Raw genomic sequence first — 17,165 nt, 5'->3', positions numbered from 1 at the left:
TCGGCCCGGTATTGAAAACCTCGGAGAGTGGATGATTTTTCAGCAGTGACGGCAAAGGCGATGGGTATTCCGACAAAACCGGCCCGTCCGGCCACGATTGACCGACGCCACCTGCTTGTCACCGGTGCGGCGGCGGCGCTTTCCGGCTGCGCCACCAGCCCCCGCATCCCCTATACGGCGGAAAATGCGGCATCGGCGCAGGTGCCGGGATTTCAGCGCATCCGCATCAGCGCCGATGCCCGCCCCGAGGAGATTGCCGCGTTCTTTCAGCCCCTGCCCCGGTCCACCGGCCGGCCCCAGTGGCTGGCCCTGTCGGGTGGCGGTTCGGGCGGTGCCTTTGGCGCGGCCTATCTGCTGGGATGGGAAACCAACGGAACCCGGCCCCGCTTCGATCTTGTCACCGGCGTCTCCGCGGGGTCGCTGATCGCGCCTTATGCGTTTCTCGGCACGCAGGGCGACGCGGGGTTGAAGCGGATATTCACCGTCGAGAGCCTGGAAAGCCTGGCCGGTCCGCGCAACCCGCTGCGCGCTGTCATGGGCCAAAGCATCTATCCGCAGGGCGCGCTGGCGCAGATCGTCGCCACCTATGTGGACATGCCACTGCTGGACCGGATCGCGGCCCGGCACCGGACTGGCGCACGTCTGCTTATCCAGACGACATCGCTGGACAGCGAAAGGGGCTATATCTGGGATCTTGGTCGCATCGCCGCTTCGGACAACCCGGATCGGCTGGCGCTTTTCCGGCAGGTTCTGACCGCCTCGGCAAGCATCCCTGCGGTCTTTTCGGCGCAGCGGATCGTCGTTGAATCCGGCGGGTACCGGTTCGAGGAGCTGCACGCCGACGGCGCGGTGACCAGCGAGATCCTGACCGTACCGACCACCGTGCTGCAATCGGGTCTGGATCTGTTGCCGCACTGGAAACCGGCGATCTACATCATCTTCAACGAAACGCTCGACCCCCGGTTCAAGGTGGCGCGGGACCGGGGCGTGGACCTGGGCGCGCGGGCCCTGTCGATCCTCAGCCGCAACGCGGCGGTGGGGGATCTGACGGAAACCCTGCAATTCGCGCGGCGGCGGGGCCTGCCGCTGAAGGTCACGAGCATCGACCGCGATCTGGGGTACAACCCGCGCCGTCCGTTTGGCCCGGGATATATCTCAAGGGCGCGGGCGCTGGGCACCGCGCGGGGCGAATCGGCGTCATGGGACAGGACGCTGCACGGCTGAGGTGTCAGCCGCCGATCGCCTCGACGGTAAGGTTGCCGTTGGTATAAACGCAGATGTCAGAAGCGATGGCCATGGCATCGCGGGCGATCTGCTCCGCATCGCGGTCGCTATCGTAAAGGCCGCGCGCCGCGGCGAGCGCATAGTTGCCGCCGGACCCGATGGCGGCAATGCTGTGCTCCGGCTCCAGCACATCACCGGCGCCGGTGATGACCAGCAGATCATTGCCATCGGTGACGATCAGCATCGCCTCCAGCTTTTGCAGATATTTGTCGGTGCGCCAGTCCTTGGCCAGTTCGACACTGGCGCGCTGAAGCTGACCCGGCGTCGCCTCAAGCTTGGCCTCAAGCCGTTCCAGCAGCGTAAAGGCATCGGCGGTGGAGCCTGCAAAGCCCGCAACCACGTCAAATCCGCCGGGGGACAACCTGCGCACCTTGCGCGCGGTGCCTTTGATCACGGTCTGGCCCAGGCTGACCTGCCCGTCACCGGCCACGACGACCTTGCCGTCCTTCTTGACGCCAATGATCGTGGTTCCATGCCATCCGGGGAATGAATCTTCTGCCATTTTCCATGTCCTGCTCATTGCTTGTGATCTATATGGCCCCCATGAAACGGGCAGACAAGGGGCGTCATCCCTTGTGACCTGACCACCCCCCGATTAGAAATCCGGGATGGCCGACGAGAAAATCCTGCGCATCTGTCTTGAGGAACCCCTGCGCTGCAGCGCAGAGGCGGGGCAGCATAATTTCATCAACCTCGTCGCTCAGGTGGCGGGAAAAGCCCGGTTCAGGGTCGAATTTTGTGATATTCCCGATCAGGCGCAGGCCCCGCATGTCTATTCGCTGACCCATATGGCAGCACCCCCGAATGATCTGGGTCTGGTTTTCAGGCGGGTCTATCAATATCCCTTCTGGCAGATAGAGGCGACGGCGGAACGCTGGGACTGGGATGTGGCCCGCGCATCGTTTGACCCCGATATCGTGGCGCCGGATGCCGCCCGGTTCTATCGTTTTTGGCAGAAGCGGTTGTTCGGACAGGCCGCGCAGGACAGCAACCGTTCGGGATATGTCTATGTGCCGCTTCAGGGGCGGCTGGACAGCAAGCGATCCTTCCAATCCTGTTCGCCGCTGGAGATGGTCGAGCATTGCCTGCATCATGACAGCCAGAGATCTGTCGTGGCGACCCTACATCCGAAGGAGGATTATTCGGCGGCGGAGCTCAAGAAGCTGGACGCCCTGGCGCGGAAACATGCGCGTTTGACAGTTGAAACCGGGCAGATGGAAAAACATTTGCGGGATTGCGACTATGTCGTCACCCAGAATTCAAGTGCCGCCTATTTCGGATATTTTTTCCGCAAGCCCGCGCTTCTGTTCGCTAAAATAGATTTCCACCACATCGCTGTTCAGGCACAGATGGATCGGTTGGATGCCTGTTTCCAGCGCGTTGTCACCCATGAGCCGACCTATGACAAATACGTCTGGTGGTTCTGGCAAGATCAATCCATCAACGCGGGTCTGCCGGATGCGGCGGACAGGATCGAAGCGCGGTTCAGGCGGTTCGGCTGGCCGATGCAATAAGGGCGCCCCGCAGGACGCCCTTTTCAAAAGTCATTGTCGGCAACGGATCAGATCGATTCCTCAATCCAGCTTTGCAGCGCTGCTTTCGGTTTGGCGCCGGCCATGTTTGATACCACTTCACCGTCCTTGAAGATGAACAGGGCGGGGATACCGCGCACGCCCATCTGAGCGGGTGAATTGGGGTTTGAATCAACATCGACCTTCACGATCTTGACCTTGCCATCCATCTCTGCCGACAGCTCTTCAAGGGCGGGACCGATCTGTTTACATGGGCCGCACCATTCGGCCCAGAAATCCACCACGACGGGGATGGGGGAATTTTTCACTTCGGCGTCGAACGTATCGTCTGTGACTGCGACGGTTGCCATGCTGCTCTCCTGACAGGAATTCGTTTGAGACATGAACCTATGAACGCGGACCCAGCCCGTCAAGATATGGCGAGCGGTCAATCGCGGATGTCACGATATTGTTGGGCAGCCGCATCAGCTTTCGCGTGGCGGTCCACAAGACGGCGGTTTCGATCTCATGCCCGGGATAAACCGCAGCCAGCATCCCGACATAGGCCCCCATCTGTCGGAGGATGCCTTCGGGACAATCCTCCGCCGTCTTCGGCACGATACGATTGGTCTTGTAATCAACTATCAGCGCCTCGCCCGGCGTCAGGATCAGCCGGTCGATGATGCCATTGAACCGCGCGTCACCGATGGGTGCTGTCAGCTGAACCTCGGCCAGGGTGCCCGGCGCGAATATCGGCGCCAGCGCATCGTCATTCAAAACGGCAAGCGCCTCGGTCAGGGCGGCGTCGCGGATCAATGGGTCGTGGCCGTCACCCAGCTGCGCCGCGACAGCTGCCCGGCTGTCCACCGGCAGATCCGCAAGTCTTTCCAACATGCTGTGCACCAGCACGCCATATGCTTTGGCCGCGTCACTCTCTGCGCCGCCTTCACCCGGCAGGGCCTTTGCGCCGCCCATATCGGAAGGGGACCAGACCATCGCAGGGTGTTCAAAGATGTCGATGCCCCGCAGCAGGGCGGGATGGGCCACCGGCGTGCTTTTCCCGGCCTCCGGCAATGACACGGCTTCCGACCCGTCCCAGTCACCCTCTTCAAAGCGCAGGGTACCATCTTCACCAGCGGGAACGGCATTGATGTGCGACAGGGCCGAGGCGACAATCTGATACCAGCTTGACCCGTCCTTGGGCAGATCACCCGCCGCGGCAACCATCAGCCACTTTTCCGCACGGGTCATCGCCACGTAAAGCAATCTCAGCCGTTCATCGAACTGGGCGCCTTTCATCGCGTCGATGGCGGTGCTGACGGTCTGGGGCATATCGCCTGCCGTCGGTTTCCAGACCGGCACACCGTCAAGCAGGATGATCTCGTCCCGGATCGTGATGTTGCGTTGACCGGTATCCGGCAGGATCACGATGGGCGCTTCCAGCCCCTTGGAGCCATGGACGGTCATCACCCGGATCTGATTTGATGCGGAATCGATCTGCCGCTTGATTTCCAGATCATCGGTTTGCATCCATTCGATGAAACCGGTCAGGCTGGGGATCTCGTTCCGCTCATAGGCAAGCGCCTGGGTCAGCATGGCGTTGATGCCATCCTCGGCCTCCGGCCCCAATCTCGACAGCAGCAGTTTGCGGCCCCCGTGACGGGTCAGTATCCGCTCGATCAGGTCATAAGGCCTCAGGAAATCGACCTGTGCCCGCAAGTCCTGCAACACCATGATCGTGTCAGCATGGTCTTGCGTCCTTTTGCGCAGCGCCTGCCAAAGGCTCGGATCACCTCGCCGATGGGCCAGGTCGAACAGCGCCTGTTCGGACCAGCCAAAGATCGGCGACTTCAGCGCAGTGGCCAGCGACAGGTCGTCGTCCGGCGTCGCAAGAAAGGACAGCAACGCACCAAGGTCCTTGACCGCCAGTTCGGCCCCCACTTTCAGCCGATCCGCCCCTGCAATCGCCAGCCCGGCCGCCTTGCAGGCGCGGATGATCTCGGAAAACAGGGCTGAGCGGCGCTGCACAAGGATCAGGAAGTCGCCCGGCTGGATGCGCCGCCGGAAATATCGGCCATCCCTGTCGTCCGGGATGAAATGTTCGTCCCGCGTCAGCTCCAGAATGCGCGCCGCGATCTTTTCGGCCAATACGACGGTGTGGTGTCGCGCGCTGCGCCGGTCGATGGGGTCGGTCCATTGCCGCTCTTCATCCGCCTCTGCCTTTTCCACCACGGGCCACAGATCGACACGGCCGGGCAGGGCGTGTTTGAACGCCAGATGTTCTGTCGGATTGTCGAAGCCGAAGGCCTGCCGTGGATCAAAAGCAGTGTCTACAAGGCGCAAAATGGCACTGGACGACCGGAACGAATAATCCAGGCTACGATGCTGGAACACCTTTCCCGCCGCTGTGAAAGCCCCCTCGAAACTGGATCCCTTTCGGTCAAACTCCCGAGGGTCGGCCCCCTGGAACGAATAGATCGACTGTTTCTTGTCCCCGACCACAAACAGCGTGCGGTCAACATCAGGCCGCGCGCCGTCACCGCTGTTGAATTCATCGGCCAGCTTTTCGATCACATCCCACTGCCGGGGCGATGTGTCCTGTGCTTCGTCCACCAGGATATGATCAATGCCGCCGTCAATCCGGTACAGCACCCAGGCGGCGACCGCCGGGTCATTCAGCAGGGCGCGGGCCTTGTCGATCAGATCGTCAAAATCCAGCCAGCCCCGCAATTGCTTGGCGTTTTCATAGCGCGCAAGAAAGACCTCGGCAAAGCGGTGCAGAACAGAGGAACGTTCGGCAAGCTCCAGCGCCAGACGGGCGGGCCGCGCCGCCTCAACCCGCAGCATCAAGGCCTCTAACGCAGGCATTTGTGCCGCTATCTGCCCCTGGGTCGCCTTTGTGGGGAAGCTGCCGATCTTTGCCGAGAAAGGCGATTGCGCGCCCCCTTTGGTCAACAGCACATTTTCCAGAGCGGGCAGCGCTGCCAGATCGAAAGTCTCGATCTGCTGCAATGCTTCGCCGGCTTTTGTGTCATTCCCGCCTTTGGCCAACAGATACGGCAGGATATCGGCGATCAGCATCTCTTCTCCGCCCAGAAAAACCGACGCCTCAATCCGCGCCCAGGTCAGATCCGATGGCTGATCCAGCAGCGACAGCAGATCCTCCCGGCTGACGTCACCCTGAAATTGCTCTCTCATGCCCACGATCCGCCGGGTGAGCCCCGCGAAATCCTCGCCGGTGTAGAACCGGGCGACCTGGGCGATATGCTCCGCCGCCGCGTCTGATGCCATCTGGTCGACAATCTCTGCCCGCAGCAGGTCGGCGGCGCGGTCCTCGACCTCCTTGAATTGCGGGCTTACCCCCGCTTCCAGCGGAAAACGCCGCAACAGAGACGCGCAGAAGGAATGGATGGTCTGGATCTTCAGCCCGCCCGGGGTTTCGATGGCCAGCGCGAAAAGGGTCCGGGCCTTGCGCAGGTCTTCCGGTGACAATTGCACCTCGATACCGAGCTTTGCCATCGCACCGCGCAGATCATCGTCCTTGAGCATTGCCCATTCGCCCAGCCGCCGGAACAGGCGGTTCTGCATCTCGGATGCGGCCGCCTTGGTGTAGGTCAGGCAGAGGATCTGATCGGGTTGCACCCCGTCCAGCAGCAGCCGGGCCACCCTGTCGGTCAGAACACGGGTCTTGCCGGAGCCGGCATTGGCCGCCAGCCAGGTAGAGGCATCCGGGCGCGCCGCATCAATCTGCGCGCGGGTGGCGTCATCGAAAATCATGTCAGATCCTCGGGTGTCGGGTCGCATGTGCCATCCCATTCACCAAAACGGGCAAGCTGGTCGTAATCCCCCGCAGCATCTTCGGTCTTGACCAGCCGTCTTGCGGTAAAGCCCTGATCAGGGACGAAATAATGCCCTATAAGCTCTCTCAACCCGGCCATTACCGTTTCCGGCGGCTCCTCTGCAAGGGGGGCGGGCACCTCCACCGGTTTACCGCCAAGGCCGATAAAGGCCGCGTGGGCGACATGGGCGACGCCAACCTCGGCAAATCCGCCCTCCTCGACCATCGCCGCTTCGATCAGCAATTGCTTGTCGAACAGCGCCTGCTCTTTCTTGCTGGGGGGCGTGCCGGTCTTGTAATCGTAGATCAGCGCGTCGCCTTCATCTGTCTTGTCGATCCGGTCCGCATAGCCCGTGAGGGTAAAGCCCAGATCCTCGAAAACATGCGTGCCTTTCGCGGCCTTTTCGAAACTGACCGGGCTGGAATAGCTTTGGCGGATCTTTTCCTGCGCGATGAACCAGTCGGCGACCCGTTCGATCCGAGCCAGCCACATCGCCCGGGCGGCGGGCCAGGGTGCTGCCTCTTTCAGTACCGCGCGGGCCGTTTCCATCAACACCTGTTTCGTGAGGCATGTCTCGTCTTCGCAAACGCGTTTGACGAATTTCTCCATGATCTCGTGCAGAACAATGCCGCGCACCGGTGCATCCGGCGATTGAACCAGCGGGTTGATCGGGCGCAGGCGCAACGTGTGTTTGGCATAGATCGCGTAGGGGTCGCGGATCAGCCGTTTGATTTCAGTAACCGAAAGCGCCCGTGGCCGTGCGGCAATCGGTGGCCGGGGCGAGGGGCGTATGGCGGGTGGAACCCGCGCGATCGCCTCAAGCGCGCTGACCTGGTCCAGCCACGCATTCCCGCGCGCCTGCATCTCTGCCCAGGCCTGCGGGCCGTTCTGATCCGGCAGGCCGCACAACAGGTTTTCCAGCCTGTTCAGCCAGCGCGACGGAACGGTTTCCGCCTCGTCCGACCGAATGGAGCGGCTCAGCCAGACCTCCGGCGCGGCGATGGCCTGTTGATAGTCATGGGCCGACAGCCCGATGCGCCGTTCCGGCAAAAGCAATCCCGCCCTGAGCCGCATCTGACGGTTCAGCCAGGGATCGGGGGGCGGTGATTCAGGCCAGCTGCCGTCGTTCAGACCACCAAGGATCACCAGATCGGCACCCTGTACCCGCGCTTCCAACGTACCCCAGATCATCACATTCGGATGCGGGCCGTCCTGATCCCGCACTTCCTGCTCTGACAGCAGGGCAGCGATCAGATCGGCATAATCCCGGGCAGAAAGCGCACCGCCATGGCTGGCTTCGGTTGAAAGCGCCTCCATCATCTCGCGCGCGGCGCGGCCTGCGGTCTTCTTCCACAGTTGCGAGGTGTCGTCTGTCGATCTGCCCGCGGCGATCCGTTCGGACAGCGCCAGATGCGCCCTTGTCCAGGTGTCCAGTTGTTGATCATCCGCCGTTTCGTGATGGCAAAAAGTCTCACTGACCCAATTTGCCCAATCCAGAAAATCATCCGGCGCGTTCAGATGATCCGCAATCTTGCGGGCAATCCGCGTCAGTCCTGCGGGATCGGGATAGGGCAGGCCGTCGCGCCTGACCCGCATCTCGAAGCGCTGCGTGTGCAACTGATGGGTATTCCTGTCCGCCGCGCTGTGGGTCAACGGGTGTTTCAGCAGGGTCAGCAAAGCTTCGGCATCGAGGGGCCGCACGAAAAGGTCTGCGACATGCCGCAGGAAACGCCCTGGCGGCGACAGTTGCAAGGGCGTGCCCGCACTGTCATCGGGCAGGATGTTCCACCGGTCCAGCGCCGATGTCACCTGACGGGTGAGCATCCGGTCGGGTGTGATCAGGGCCGCTGTCTTGCCCTCTTCCACGGCGGTGCGCAGGCGGGCTGCGATGGCCTGGGCCTCGATCCTTGGGGTTGGTGCCTCGACCAGCGTGAGGTTTCCGGTTGGCGCAAGGAGATCCCCCAGCGCCGGACCCTCGCTCAGCCAGGCATGGGTTACCGGGGCAGGGCGCAGGGACAGCGAGACCAGCGCGTTGCGCGCAGAACCGGGTGCGGATGTGCCGCACCAGTTGCGGATCGCGCTGCTGGGCATGTCCAGAGCCCGCATCAACGCCCGGAAGCGGTATTGCGGGTGATCTTCGGCAATGACCTCCTGATCGAGATCCTGCCAGACCGCCGTCGGCATTTCAAAATCGAACCCCGGCAGGACAACGGCGCCCAGCGGCAATTGTGCGACAGCCTGCATCAACAGCGATGTGGTGCCGCGAGACCCGGTTGAACCGGCTAGGATCACGGGATGCTGCGGCGGTGCATCCTGCCAGTTTTTGACAAGAGCGGTGACAACCATGCGTTGCCTTGCTTCAGCATCGGGGGTGCTGTCCGTCTGGTCAAGGTAGCCCTGCGCGAGGCTGAAAAACTGCTGCGCCCGTGCCCAGTGACCGGATTGGTCGCTGACGTCGAGTTCGGCGATGCTGGAGGCCGAAACGCCTTCGCCCTGCATCTCATCCATCAGGCTCGCGAGGCTGTCAGCCAAATCGTAAAGGGCGCTGCGCGGTGCCAGTTCGGGATCGGATTCGAGCAATTTCGACACCAGCCTGGTCAGTTCCAGCCGCTTGCGCAGCGGAGAGATTGCCCGGGCAATGGTCTGGTTCTGCAACAGGTGATCCAGATTGGTCACCAGGGACACCCGTGGCATGAACCCCGGCGGTCCGGCGTCAAACAACTGCCGCAGACGGTGGCGCATGCGCTGGCTGTTGACGATCAGCTCGACCCTGGCGATGGACTCGGGTGGCTGGCCTTTCAGTCTTTCCCGGATGCCCTGGATCAACCCGGCCGGGAATTCAACGCCGGGTGCCAGCCCGAAGACCCGCGGTTTATCTGTCGGCTCAAACATTGGAGCCGGCCAGCATCTCTTCGGCCTGGGCGATGCCAGCGGGGTGCCCCACGTCGCACCAGAACCCTGGATAGGACAGGCCGAACAACCGCTTGCGGTCCAACATCATGTTCCACAAGAGGTTGAGGGAAAACGCATTTTCCGGAATGTCGTGCAGCAGCTCGGTCTTGATGATCTGAACGCCACCGTAAAGCACGCCCGGCCCCCGGATCAGCCTGCCGTCTGGCCCAAGCGTGAAATCCCCGGTGCCGTTATAGCCCGTGGCGCGGGCCAGCTGGATGCAGATCAGTAAGGCATCCATCCTGTCCGGCTCCCATGCCCTTTGCAGCAGGTCGATGGGGTTGGGCCCCGACCAGATCGCATCGGTGTTCATCGTCACCACGGTATCACCGCCCAAAACACCCAGCGCATTGCGCAAGCCGCCCCCGGTATCCAGGATATCGGGCCGCTCGACCAAAGTGACCACGCCGGTGCCTGCAAGGTGATGTTCAAGCTGCTCTGCCCTGTAATGCAGGTTCGCCACGATGGGTGTGCAATCCGCCTCCTGGGCAAGGTCCAGGGCGTGATCCACAAGCGGCTTTCCCGCAACCTCGATCAATGGCTTTGGCCGGTCATCGGTCAGCGGCTTCATCCGGGTGCCGAACCCGGCGGCAAACAACATCAGGGGCAGGGGGCTCATGTGGTTTTCAACTGCTCCAGGAAGGCTGGCGTCGGTTCCGGAATTGCGTCAAGCGCACGGGCCAAAGGCACAAGGTCAGGATGGGCGAGGTTGCGTTTCACATAGTTCCAGACCCGTGGAACAAGATCAACATAAGATGGTTTGCCGTCCCGCTTCGCGAGGCGGGCAAAGATGCCCAGAATGCGCAGATTGCGCTGCACGCCCAGAACGGCGTAGCTCCGCCTGAAATCAATCGGGTCGACGGGTGATTTCGACAGGTAATACTCCTGCATCTCCGCCTCGATCTCGGCCGTCACATCGCGGCGGGCGTCCTGCAGGATGGAAACCAGGTCATAGGCCCGGTGTCCGGCAAGGGCATCCTGAAAGTCGAGGATACCAACCCGCGCCACATCTGCCCTGCCAGGCAGCCAAAGCAGGTTCTGCGCGTGATAGTCGCGCAGGATCGTGACCCTGGGCGCGGCTGCGATCTGATCTGCAAAGGGATGGAATGCGGTTAGGAATGCCGTCCGGATCTCTGCCCCGGCCTCCGGCAGGTACCAGTCGAACAGCGGCGCCGTCATTTCGGTCAGCCAGGCGGCATCGCAATCCGGCAGCGGCAGAGGATCGGCCCGGTGCAGGGCAATCAGCACGTCCACGGAAGCCTTGTAGAGCGGCTGTTGCAGCGACGGATCATCCTGCATCAGCGTTGCAAAAAGCGCGTCACCCAGGTCTTCCAGCAGCAGAAAGCCTGCTGTTTCATCAGCAGCCATGACCGCAGGCGCGCTCAGCCCGCATTGGCGCAGATAGGCGGCGAGGTGGATGAAAGGGCGGACGTCTTCCCCGGTGTCGGGCGGGGCATCCATCAGGATCGCCGTGGTCCCGTCGGGCCGCGTCAGGCGGTCGTATGCACGGTTGGAAGCGTCCCCGGCGATGCGGATGCGGCGCGCCGGGTTCCAGCCGTTTTCCGACAGGAAACGCGCGGCCTTGTCCCTGCGCGCTACCATGCTGTCACGGTTTCGGTCCAGCGGGGATCCTGCCATGTGGCGCGCACCGACCGCGCATCTGGTGATTGTCCCGGTTTGAAGCCAAGTGACAGCGCCGATGGTGGGGTCAGCGCGCCCAGCCGGTCGGGCCATTCGACCAGACAGATTGCCGTTGCAAAGGCGTCGATCAGGCCCAGTTCCTCGACCTCCTGTACAGAGGTCAGCCGATACAAATCCGCGTGCCAGATCTCGGCCTCCGCCGTCTCATAGGTCTGGACCAGGGTGAAGGTTGGTGACGGGATATCTTCGGGCTCAGCCAGAAGCGATTGAATAAGCGACCTTGCAAAGTGAGTCTTGCCCGCCCCCACGTCGCCGGACAGCAGGATCACGTCACCAGACCCCAGATGCCGGGCAAGCCGCGCGGCATAGATGCCTGTCTGTTCTGCATCTGAAAAACAAAGGCTACGGGTCAGCTTGGTCATGGCCCATGCATACCCGTGGCGCAGAAGGCTGCAAGGCAAAATACGCCTTTAATGGGCGGCGGCGGTGACCTCCTCAAGGGTCTTGAAGCAGATCAGGGTGGCGCCCGATGCGATGGTCTCGGCAACGCAGGTCATCCGCTGCCCGTTGTTCAGGGTGATCCTTGTCGTCAGCGACTGCCGGTTGGTGTAGCCGCAGGAAATTTTCATGAAATCCTGCCACGGCACCTCGGCCTTTGCCTTGCTGCGCCAGATATCGAGACAATCAGATACCGTGATGTCGGCAAATGCAGCGTCAGGATCTTGTTGCCACAGTTCCCTGTAGGCCGAATTGCAGAATGTCAGCACGCCGGACGGTGAAAATACGACGAGACAGTCCTCGACCTTGTCCAGCAGGTATTGGCTCAGCTCAAGCTCGGCGCGAAAGTTGCGGGTCAGGCTGACTTCCGCGCTGATGTCCTCGAACAGGAAAACAGTTGCACCTTCGGGGTGCGGGCGGCCCTGGACGGAATAGGTGCGGCCATCTTCCAGCGACCATGTCTCCCGGTAGCGTCCGTCTGCTGCGGCGCTGGCCAGGCTGGCTATCTGCTGACGCCAGCTTCCGTAATTCTTCGGCTCCGGCATGCGCCTGTTCTCGCGAAGCTGGTCGAAGAAGGACAGCATGTTGGGCTTCCCACTCAGAAACTCGGCCGGAACCCCCGAGAGTTCCAGCAAGGCCGGGTTGAAAAGGACAAGCTGGTCATCGCGGTTGAAGACCGCCAGCCCGATCCGCAGATGCGCAAATGTCTTGGTAAGGGTCTGGACGAATGTGCGCAGGGATTCTTCCGCTTTTACCAGCCCGCTGATGCAGGTTGCGTGATGGATCGTCACCCCGTCCACCTCGCGGCGGGTGATTTCGAACCACTCGGAATCGCCGCCGCTTCTGGATGTCAGCAAGGTCCTTCCGTTCAGGGAGGTTGTTGCCTTTTCAAACAGGCATTCATCGGGTTGCGGCCGGCGTCCGTGGATTTGTTCGAACAGGATCAGGTATCGGTTGTTGCACCAGATGACCGCGCCGTCGCGGTCGGTTTGCCAGATGGGGTGTGGAGAGGCGTCACAGGCGCGTTGGGTTGCGCCGACGCTGCCGCGACGCTGGTGATTCAGGCATGTTACCCAGCAAAGCGATCCCCACCAGGAAATCTCGATCTTTTGCGGGTCATTGGCGGTTCTGGCCTGAAGTGTGAGCGAGCCGTGTTCACCGGGGCCGGGGAAGGTCGGAAAATCGGGAAAACTGTCTTTCAGCTCTTCCCTGAGATCATCCCACAAATGCGCACCGGGCAAGAGCGAGAACCGCCGCATTGCGGGTGTCGTGGCATGATGCAGGACACCATCGTCGAAAAGCAGCGCCAGAGGTTCGGCATCTGTTGTTTCGCCCTGAACCGAGGGTTCCGGCCGCCGCAACAGATATGTCACAGCAGACGATGCGGCAGCGATGGCGATAAGCAGCACAAGAAGGATTTCAGCTGGGGTCAACAACGCGGGATCCTGGCGGTTCAAAGATACGAAAAACGACCCTTGACCGAAATGTTTAACACCGCGTTAATAACTGCCATTTCCCTTCATCTGAGGGGCAAACTGTGCGTTCTACGCAGTAATGCGTTGATTTGCGCCAAGCGGGCCGGTTGAGGCCTTTGTCTGCGGCTCCAGCAATTCGCGCGGCCAGATGACTTCCACAACGGCACCGCTTTGCGGATGTTCCGATCCATTTGCAAAACGCAGCTGCGCGCCTGACCTTTCCAGCAACGTCTTTGCGATGAAAAGCCCAAGCCCCATGCCTTCGTATTCGGGTCTCGCGCCCATGATCTGACTGACCTTGCGCTGCCGGACAAAGGGGTCGCCGATCCGACCAATCACGTCAGCGGGGAATCCCGGCCCGTCGTCGATGATCCGGACCGAGATGGTCTGATCGCTCCAATCCGTTTCAATCCAGACCGTGTTGCGGGCAAAATCCACCCCGTTCTGGATCAGGTTGCGCAGGCCGTGAATGATCTCGGGTTTGCGCAGGATCGCGGGCTGGTCCTTTGCCCCTGAATGACGGGGTGCGTGTTGGCGTTCGACGCTGATGCCCCTGCCAATATGCGGCTCTGCGGCTTCGGCCACGACAGCCTCGAAGGGGGCCTGTCGCAGATGCAGATCGTCCTTTCCGGCGCGACCCATGTCGCGCAGGATGTCCCGACAGCGATCCGCCTGATCACGGATCAGCGCCGCATCTTCTGCAAGTTCCGGCTGATCCCTCAGGTCGTTCAGCAATTCCGCACTGGCCAGCTTTATCGTCGCCAGCGGCGTCCCCAGTTCATGCGCCGCAGCAGCGACCACGCCGCCAAGGTCGGTCAGTTTCTGTTCGCGGGCCAGGGCCATCTGGGTGGCGGCCAGCGCATCGCCCATCGAATGCACCTCTGTCGTGACGCGGCGCGAATAGGCGCTGGTGAATATGATCGCGATGACCAGCGCGGTCCATTGGCCAAAGTTGAACAAGGCAGGGATCCGCAGGATTTCACCCTCACTGTTCACAAGCGGCACATGGCTGAGCGCAAGGACGGAGACAAGGACGATGGCCGTGGTACAGAGCAAAACGGTGGAGCGCAGGCTGAGCGTGGTGGCAGAGATGGTCACGGGGCCCAGCAGCAGCAGCGCAAAGGGGTTGTTCAGCCCGCCCGTCAGGTACAGCAGGAAGGCGATCTGCAGCAGATCGAACATGATCATGCCCAGGTTTTCCCGTTCGCTGAGGCGCTTGTTCTCGGGAAATATGAAGGTCGCGATCAGGTTGCCGATGATTGATACGCCAACCGCGAAATAGCACAGGCTCAGCGCCAGTTGCAGGCCGAACATGGCCTGCGCCACCGTGATCGCCACCAGCTGGCCGATAATGGCGACCCACCGCAGGAGGATCATGGTGCGCAGACGTATCCAGTTTGCACGCGTGCGCCCGGACAATGGGAGGATGTTGGCCTGCGTCATCAGCGCACCTTTTGTTCATTCGGTGTTGCATGTCAGAAGCTGTAGCGTAGGTCTGCACCCGATACTGATCAAGGTGCCCAATTGGCGCAGGAGAACAAGATGAACCGGATAATCGCCCTTTCCGCATTGGCCGTTGCAGCGGTGTTTCTTGGCGCGACGCTATGGGTCGCGACGCGGGTGTCCGATGACGATCAGTTCTCCCAATGCCGCTCAGGAACCGTCGCGGGTGATCTGGGCGGACCGTTTGAACTGGTCAATGCACAGGGTGAAACGGTGACCGACGCGGATGTGATAACGCAGCCCACGCTGATCTATTTCGGCTATACCTTCTGCCCGGACGTCTGCCCGCTGGATGTCGACAGGAATGCCCAGGCGGTGGAAATTCTGGAAGAACGCGGCAAGATGGTGACGCCGGTGTTCATCACGATCGACCCGGCACGCGACACGCCGGACGTCGTGGGTGAATTCGCGGAAGCGATGCATCCCCGGATGATCGGCCTGACCGGGTCGGATGCGCAGGTCAAGCAGGCAAGCCAGGCCTACCGCACCTATTACAAGGCCCATCCCCCCGAAGATGGCGAATACCTGGTGGATCATTCGACCTTCAGCTATTTTGTCATGCCCGGGATCGGTTTTGTCGATTACTTCCGCCGAGAATTGACCCCTGACGAACTGGCTGACAAGATGCAGTGTTTCGTGGACAATAGCTGAGAGTTTGACCCGGTTCGTACTTGGGTCATATTGAGCGGCATGGCAGAGGCAGGGCGGACTTCATGACTGAACCCCAACACGATATCGGCCCGGACAAGACATTGCTTCTTGTGGACGACGATGAACCGTTTCTGCGGCGGCTGGCCAAGGCGATGGAAAAACGCGGGTTCGAGGTTGAGACCGCGGACAGCGTGGCTGGCGGCTGTGCAATTGCCACGGCCAGACCGCCAGCCTATGCGGTGATCGACCTGCGGCTGGAGGACGGCAACGGGCTGGACGTGGTCGAAGTACTGCGCGAACGCCGGGAGGATGCGCGGGTTGTGGTGCTGACGGGATATGGCGCGATTGCCACAGCTGTCGCAGCGGTCAAGATCGGCGCGACCGACTATCTGTCAAAGCCGGCTGACGCCAATGACATCACCAACGCCTTGCTGGCCACGGGGGACGACATGCCCCCGCCGCCGGAAAATCCGATGAGCGCGGATCGCGTGCGCTGGGAGCATATCCAGCGGGTTTACGAGCTTTGCGATCGCAATGTCTCCGAGACGGCGCGGCGGCTGAACATGCACCGCCGGACATTGCAGAGAATCCTGGCCAAGCGGTCACCGCGCTGAATAGCGGGCTGTGACACAGCACTGCCAACTTATCTGAACGCAGTGATTTCACGCCTTAGGTCGCTGTTCGCGTCCGTGTGCGCCCGATGATCAACCGGGTGCGGGATGATCGATGGGCCCGGTGTCGCGGCGCAGCTTGTCGGCAGCGATGACCCGTGGAACGCCGCACCAAAAGATCAGCCTCAGCGAAACCGTTTCACCGCCTTCGCCAGGGGCCTGGGGCATACAATTTGGCAATGTTTCCTGTCCTACCGCTATGAAAAGTTAGTCCAGCCATAACTTAAGAGTCCTGTCAGCTCCGCAATGTTACATATATGTATGTACCCAAAGTGCATACAATATTACTGAATGTTTTGCGGTTGAATGCGGAAGTGGGCGTATTGAGGGGGATATGCCGCAGGCTGCGCGCAGCAGGAGACTTGGGCGTTCGCGGGGAAGCGCTTTGACCAATCAAAAAGCGCCGACAATCCGTGATCGCGTGACGTCTGCCGGGAGGTCAGGTTTTGCGCCGCGCGGTCCGGGCGCCGAGCCGGCGAAATACACTGAGAGCGGGAGGAGCTGTCCATGAAATCTGCATTGTTGATCCTCGACATGCAAAATGAACTCATCGACCCGAAAGGAAAGGTGGGGAAGAACGGGTTTGCCAAGATGGTGGCGGACCTCAAACTGGTGGAAAAAACCGCAGCGGTTGCGGATGCATTCCGTGCGCGGAACCTGCCGGTTGTGTTTGTGAACGTGGGCTTCGAAAAAGGCTACCTCGACGCGATCAGCAAGCAATCGAGACTGGCCCATCTGAAAGACATGGGGGCCATGATCATTGGTGAGTTCGGCACCGGTTTTCCCGATGCGCTTGCTCCGAATGCGGGCGATCTGGTGGTGACCAAGAGGGCCGTGAACCCGTTTCACAACACCAATCTGCTCAACTGGCTGCAGGCCAACAAGGTGGAACGGATCGTTCTTGCCGGTGTCTACACGCATATGGTTGTCGACAGCACCGCGCGGCATGGCGACGATTCAGGATTGTTCGTCACGGTTCTGGAAGATTGTTGTGCGTCGCCCGACATGGATCTGCATCGTATCGAATGCGAGAAAATTCTGCCGCTGTTCAGCACAGTGAGCCGGTCTGAAGAGTTCCTGAAGCTTTTATAACGGGCTGCCAGGAAGCGTAAAAAATCAAAAATATCATCACTAATGGGA

The 17,165-nt window shown here is 61.2% G+C and carries 15 protein-coding genes; 5 read left to right on the top strand and 10 right to left on the bottom strand.

The annotated features are described in order from the left end of the window. Positions 1-27: 27 nt before the first annotated feature. Positions 28-1,224 carry a patatin-like phospholipase family protein gene (locus O4H53_RS09265; RefSeq protein WP_269363176.1) on the top strand — a complete coding sequence of 399 codons (1,197 nt, stop codon included), beginning with the start codon at positions 28-30 and terminating at the stop codon, positions 1,222-1,224. A 4-nt stretch (positions 1,225-1,228) separates the two neighbouring features. Here the strand turns inward: O4H53_RS09265 and hslV are convergent, their stop codons facing one another. Beyond that, a complete protein-coding gene (gene hslV, locus O4H53_RS09260; protein ID WP_269363174.1) occupies positions 1,229-1,786 on the bottom strand; it encodes an ATP-dependent protease subunit HslV in 558 nt (185 codons plus the stop codon). Positions 1,787-1,892: 106 nt separating this feature from the next. Between hslV and O4H53_RS09255 the strand changes: the two genes are divergently transcribed. After that, a complete protein-coding gene (locus O4H53_RS09255; RefSeq protein WP_269363172.1) occupies positions 1,893-2,798 on the top strand; it encodes a hypothetical protein in 906 nt (301 codons plus the stop codon). 47 nt (positions 2,799-2,845) lie between these two features. Here O4H53_RS09255 and trxA read toward each other — a convergent pair whose 3' ends face one another. From trxA to regB, 8 genes are all read right to left on the bottom strand, one after another. Continuing rightward, complete coding sequence (gene trxA / locus O4H53_RS09250) at positions 2,846-3,166, bottom strand: thioredoxin (RefSeq protein ID WP_114274056.1); 321 nt, start codon at positions 3,164-3,166, stop codon at positions 2,846-2,848. Positions 3,167-3,203: 37 nt separating this feature from the next. Next, positions 3,204-6,572 (bottom strand): double-strand break repair helicase AddA, encoded by a 3,369-nt coding sequence (gene addA / locus O4H53_RS09245; protein WP_269363170.1) that lies wholly within the window; start codon positions 6,570-6,572, stop codon positions 3,204-3,206. Further along, positions 6,569-9,526 (bottom strand): double-strand break repair protein AddB, encoded by a 2,958-nt coding sequence (gene addB / locus O4H53_RS09240; RefSeq protein WP_269363168.1) that lies wholly within the window; start codon positions 9,524-9,526, stop codon positions 6,569-6,571. The genes addA and addB overlap by 4 nt, the downstream gene beginning before the upstream one ends. Then, complete coding sequence (locus O4H53_RS09235) at positions 9,519-10,205, bottom strand: nucleotidyltransferase family protein (protein WP_269363166.1); 687 nt, start codon at positions 10,203-10,205, stop codon at positions 9,519-9,521. Before O4H53_RS09235 ends, addB begins: the two co-directional genes overlap by 8 nt. Continuing rightward, positions 10,202-11,188 carry an aminoglycoside phosphotransferase family protein gene (locus O4H53_RS09230; protein WP_269363165.1) on the bottom strand — a complete coding sequence of 329 codons (987 nt, stop codon included), beginning with the start codon at positions 11,186-11,188 and terminating at the stop codon, positions 10,202-10,204. Before O4H53_RS09230 ends, O4H53_RS09235 begins: the two co-directional genes overlap by 4 nt. Further along, a complete protein-coding gene (tsaE, locus tag O4H53_RS09225) occupies positions 11,182-11,649 on the bottom strand; it encodes a tRNA (adenosine(37)-N6)-threonylcarbamoyltransferase complex ATPase subunit type 1 TsaE (protein WP_269363163.1) in 468 nt (155 codons plus the stop codon). Before tsaE ends, O4H53_RS09230 begins: the two co-directional genes overlap by 7 nt. Before the next feature lie 48 nt (positions 11,650-11,697). Next, complete coding sequence (locus O4H53_RS09220; RefSeq protein ID WP_269363161.1) at positions 11,698-13,158, bottom strand: PAS-domain containing protein; 1,461 nt, start codon at positions 13,156-13,158, stop codon at positions 11,698-11,700. Between the two features lie 111 nt (positions 13,159-13,269). After that, complete coding sequence (gene regB / locus O4H53_RS09215) at positions 13,270-14,643, bottom strand: sensor histidine kinase RegB (protein ID WP_269363159.1); 1,374 nt, start codon at positions 14,641-14,643, stop codon at positions 13,270-13,272. Positions 14,644-14,742: 99 nt separating this feature from the next. On the opposite strand from regB, the gene O4H53_RS09210 reads away from it, so the two are divergent. Beyond that, a complete protein-coding gene (locus tag O4H53_RS09210) occupies positions 14,743-15,354 on the top strand; it encodes an SCO family protein (protein ID WP_269363157.1) in 612 nt (203 codons plus the stop codon). A 62-nt stretch (positions 15,355-15,416) separates the two neighbouring features. Continuing rightward, positions 15,417-15,968, top strand: a complete 552-nt coding sequence (locus O4H53_RS09205; protein ID WP_269363156.1) for an ActR/PrrA/RegA family redox response regulator transcription factor — start codon at positions 15,417-15,419, stop codon at positions 15,966-15,968. A gap of 90 nt (positions 15,969-16,058) precedes the next feature. Here the strand turns inward: O4H53_RS09205 and O4H53_RS09200 are convergent, their stop codons facing one another. Next, on the bottom strand, positions 16,059-16,193 hold the full coding sequence (locus O4H53_RS09200) for a hypothetical protein (protein WP_269363155.1): 135 nt from the start codon (positions 16,191-16,193) through the stop codon (positions 16,059-16,061). Positions 16,194-16,547: 354 nt separating this feature from the next. On the opposite strand from O4H53_RS09200, the gene O4H53_RS09195 reads away from it, so the two are divergent. Further along, positions 16,548-17,117, top strand: coding sequence for a cysteine hydrolase family protein (locus O4H53_RS09195; protein WP_269363154.1), 570 nt, complete (start codon positions 16,548-16,550; stop codon positions 17,115-17,117). Positions 17,118-17,165: the final 48 nt, after the last annotated feature.

The organism is Sulfitobacter sp. G21635-S1 (genome assembly GCF_027213915.1).
Lineage (GTDB): Bacteria > Pseudomonadota > Alphaproteobacteria > Rhodobacterales > Rhodobacteraceae > Sulfitobacter.
This window is presented reverse-complemented; position numbering and strand designations above follow the sequence as displayed.

Bases quoted from the DNA above. Each gene is read 5' to 3' on its own strand.
- O4H53_RS09210 (WP_269363157.1), top strand. From the start codon at position 14,743: ATGAACCGGATAATCGCCCTTTCCGCATTGGCCGTTGCAGCGGTGTTT.
- O4H53_RS09235 (WP_269363166.1), bottom strand. From the start codon at position 10,205: ATGAGCCCCCTGCCCCTGATGTTGTTTGCCGCCGGGTTCGGCACCCGG.
- hslV (WP_269363174.1), bottom strand. From the start codon at position 1,786: ATGGCAGAAGATTCATTCCCCGGATGGCATGGAACCACGATCATTGGC.
- regB (WP_269363159.1), bottom strand. From the start codon at position 14,643: ATGACGCAGGCCAACATCCTCCCATTGTCCGGGCGCACGCGTGCAAAC.
- addA (WP_269363170.1), bottom strand. From the start codon at position 6,572: ATGATTTTCGATGACGCCACCCGCGCGCAGATTGATGCGGCGCGCCCG.
- O4H53_RS09205 (WP_269363156.1), top strand. From the start codon at position 15,417: ATGACTGAACCCCAACACGATATCGGCCCGGACAAGACATTGCTTCTT.
- addB (WP_269363168.1), bottom strand. From the start codon at position 9,526: ATGTTTGAGCCGACAGATAAACCGCGGGTCTTCGGGCTGGCACCCGGC.
- O4H53_RS09255 (WP_269363172.1), top strand. From the start codon at position 1,893: ATGGCCGACGAGAAAATCCTGCGCATCTGTCTTGAGGAACCCCTGCGC.
- O4H53_RS09200 (WP_269363155.1), bottom strand. From the start codon at position 16,193: ATGCCCCAGGCCCCTGGCGAAGGCGGTGAAACGGTTTCGCTGAGGCTG.
- tsaE (WP_269363163.1), bottom strand. From the start codon at position 11,649: ATGACCAAGCTGACCCGTAGCCTTTGTTTTTCAGATGCAGAACAGACA.
- O4H53_RS09230 (WP_269363165.1), bottom strand. From the start codon at position 11,188: ATGGTAGCGCGCAGGGACAAGGCCGCGCGTTTCCTGTCGGAAAACGGC.
- trxA (WP_114274056.1), bottom strand. From the start codon at position 3,166: ATGGCAACCGTCGCAGTCACAGACGATACGTTCGACGCCGAAGTGAAA.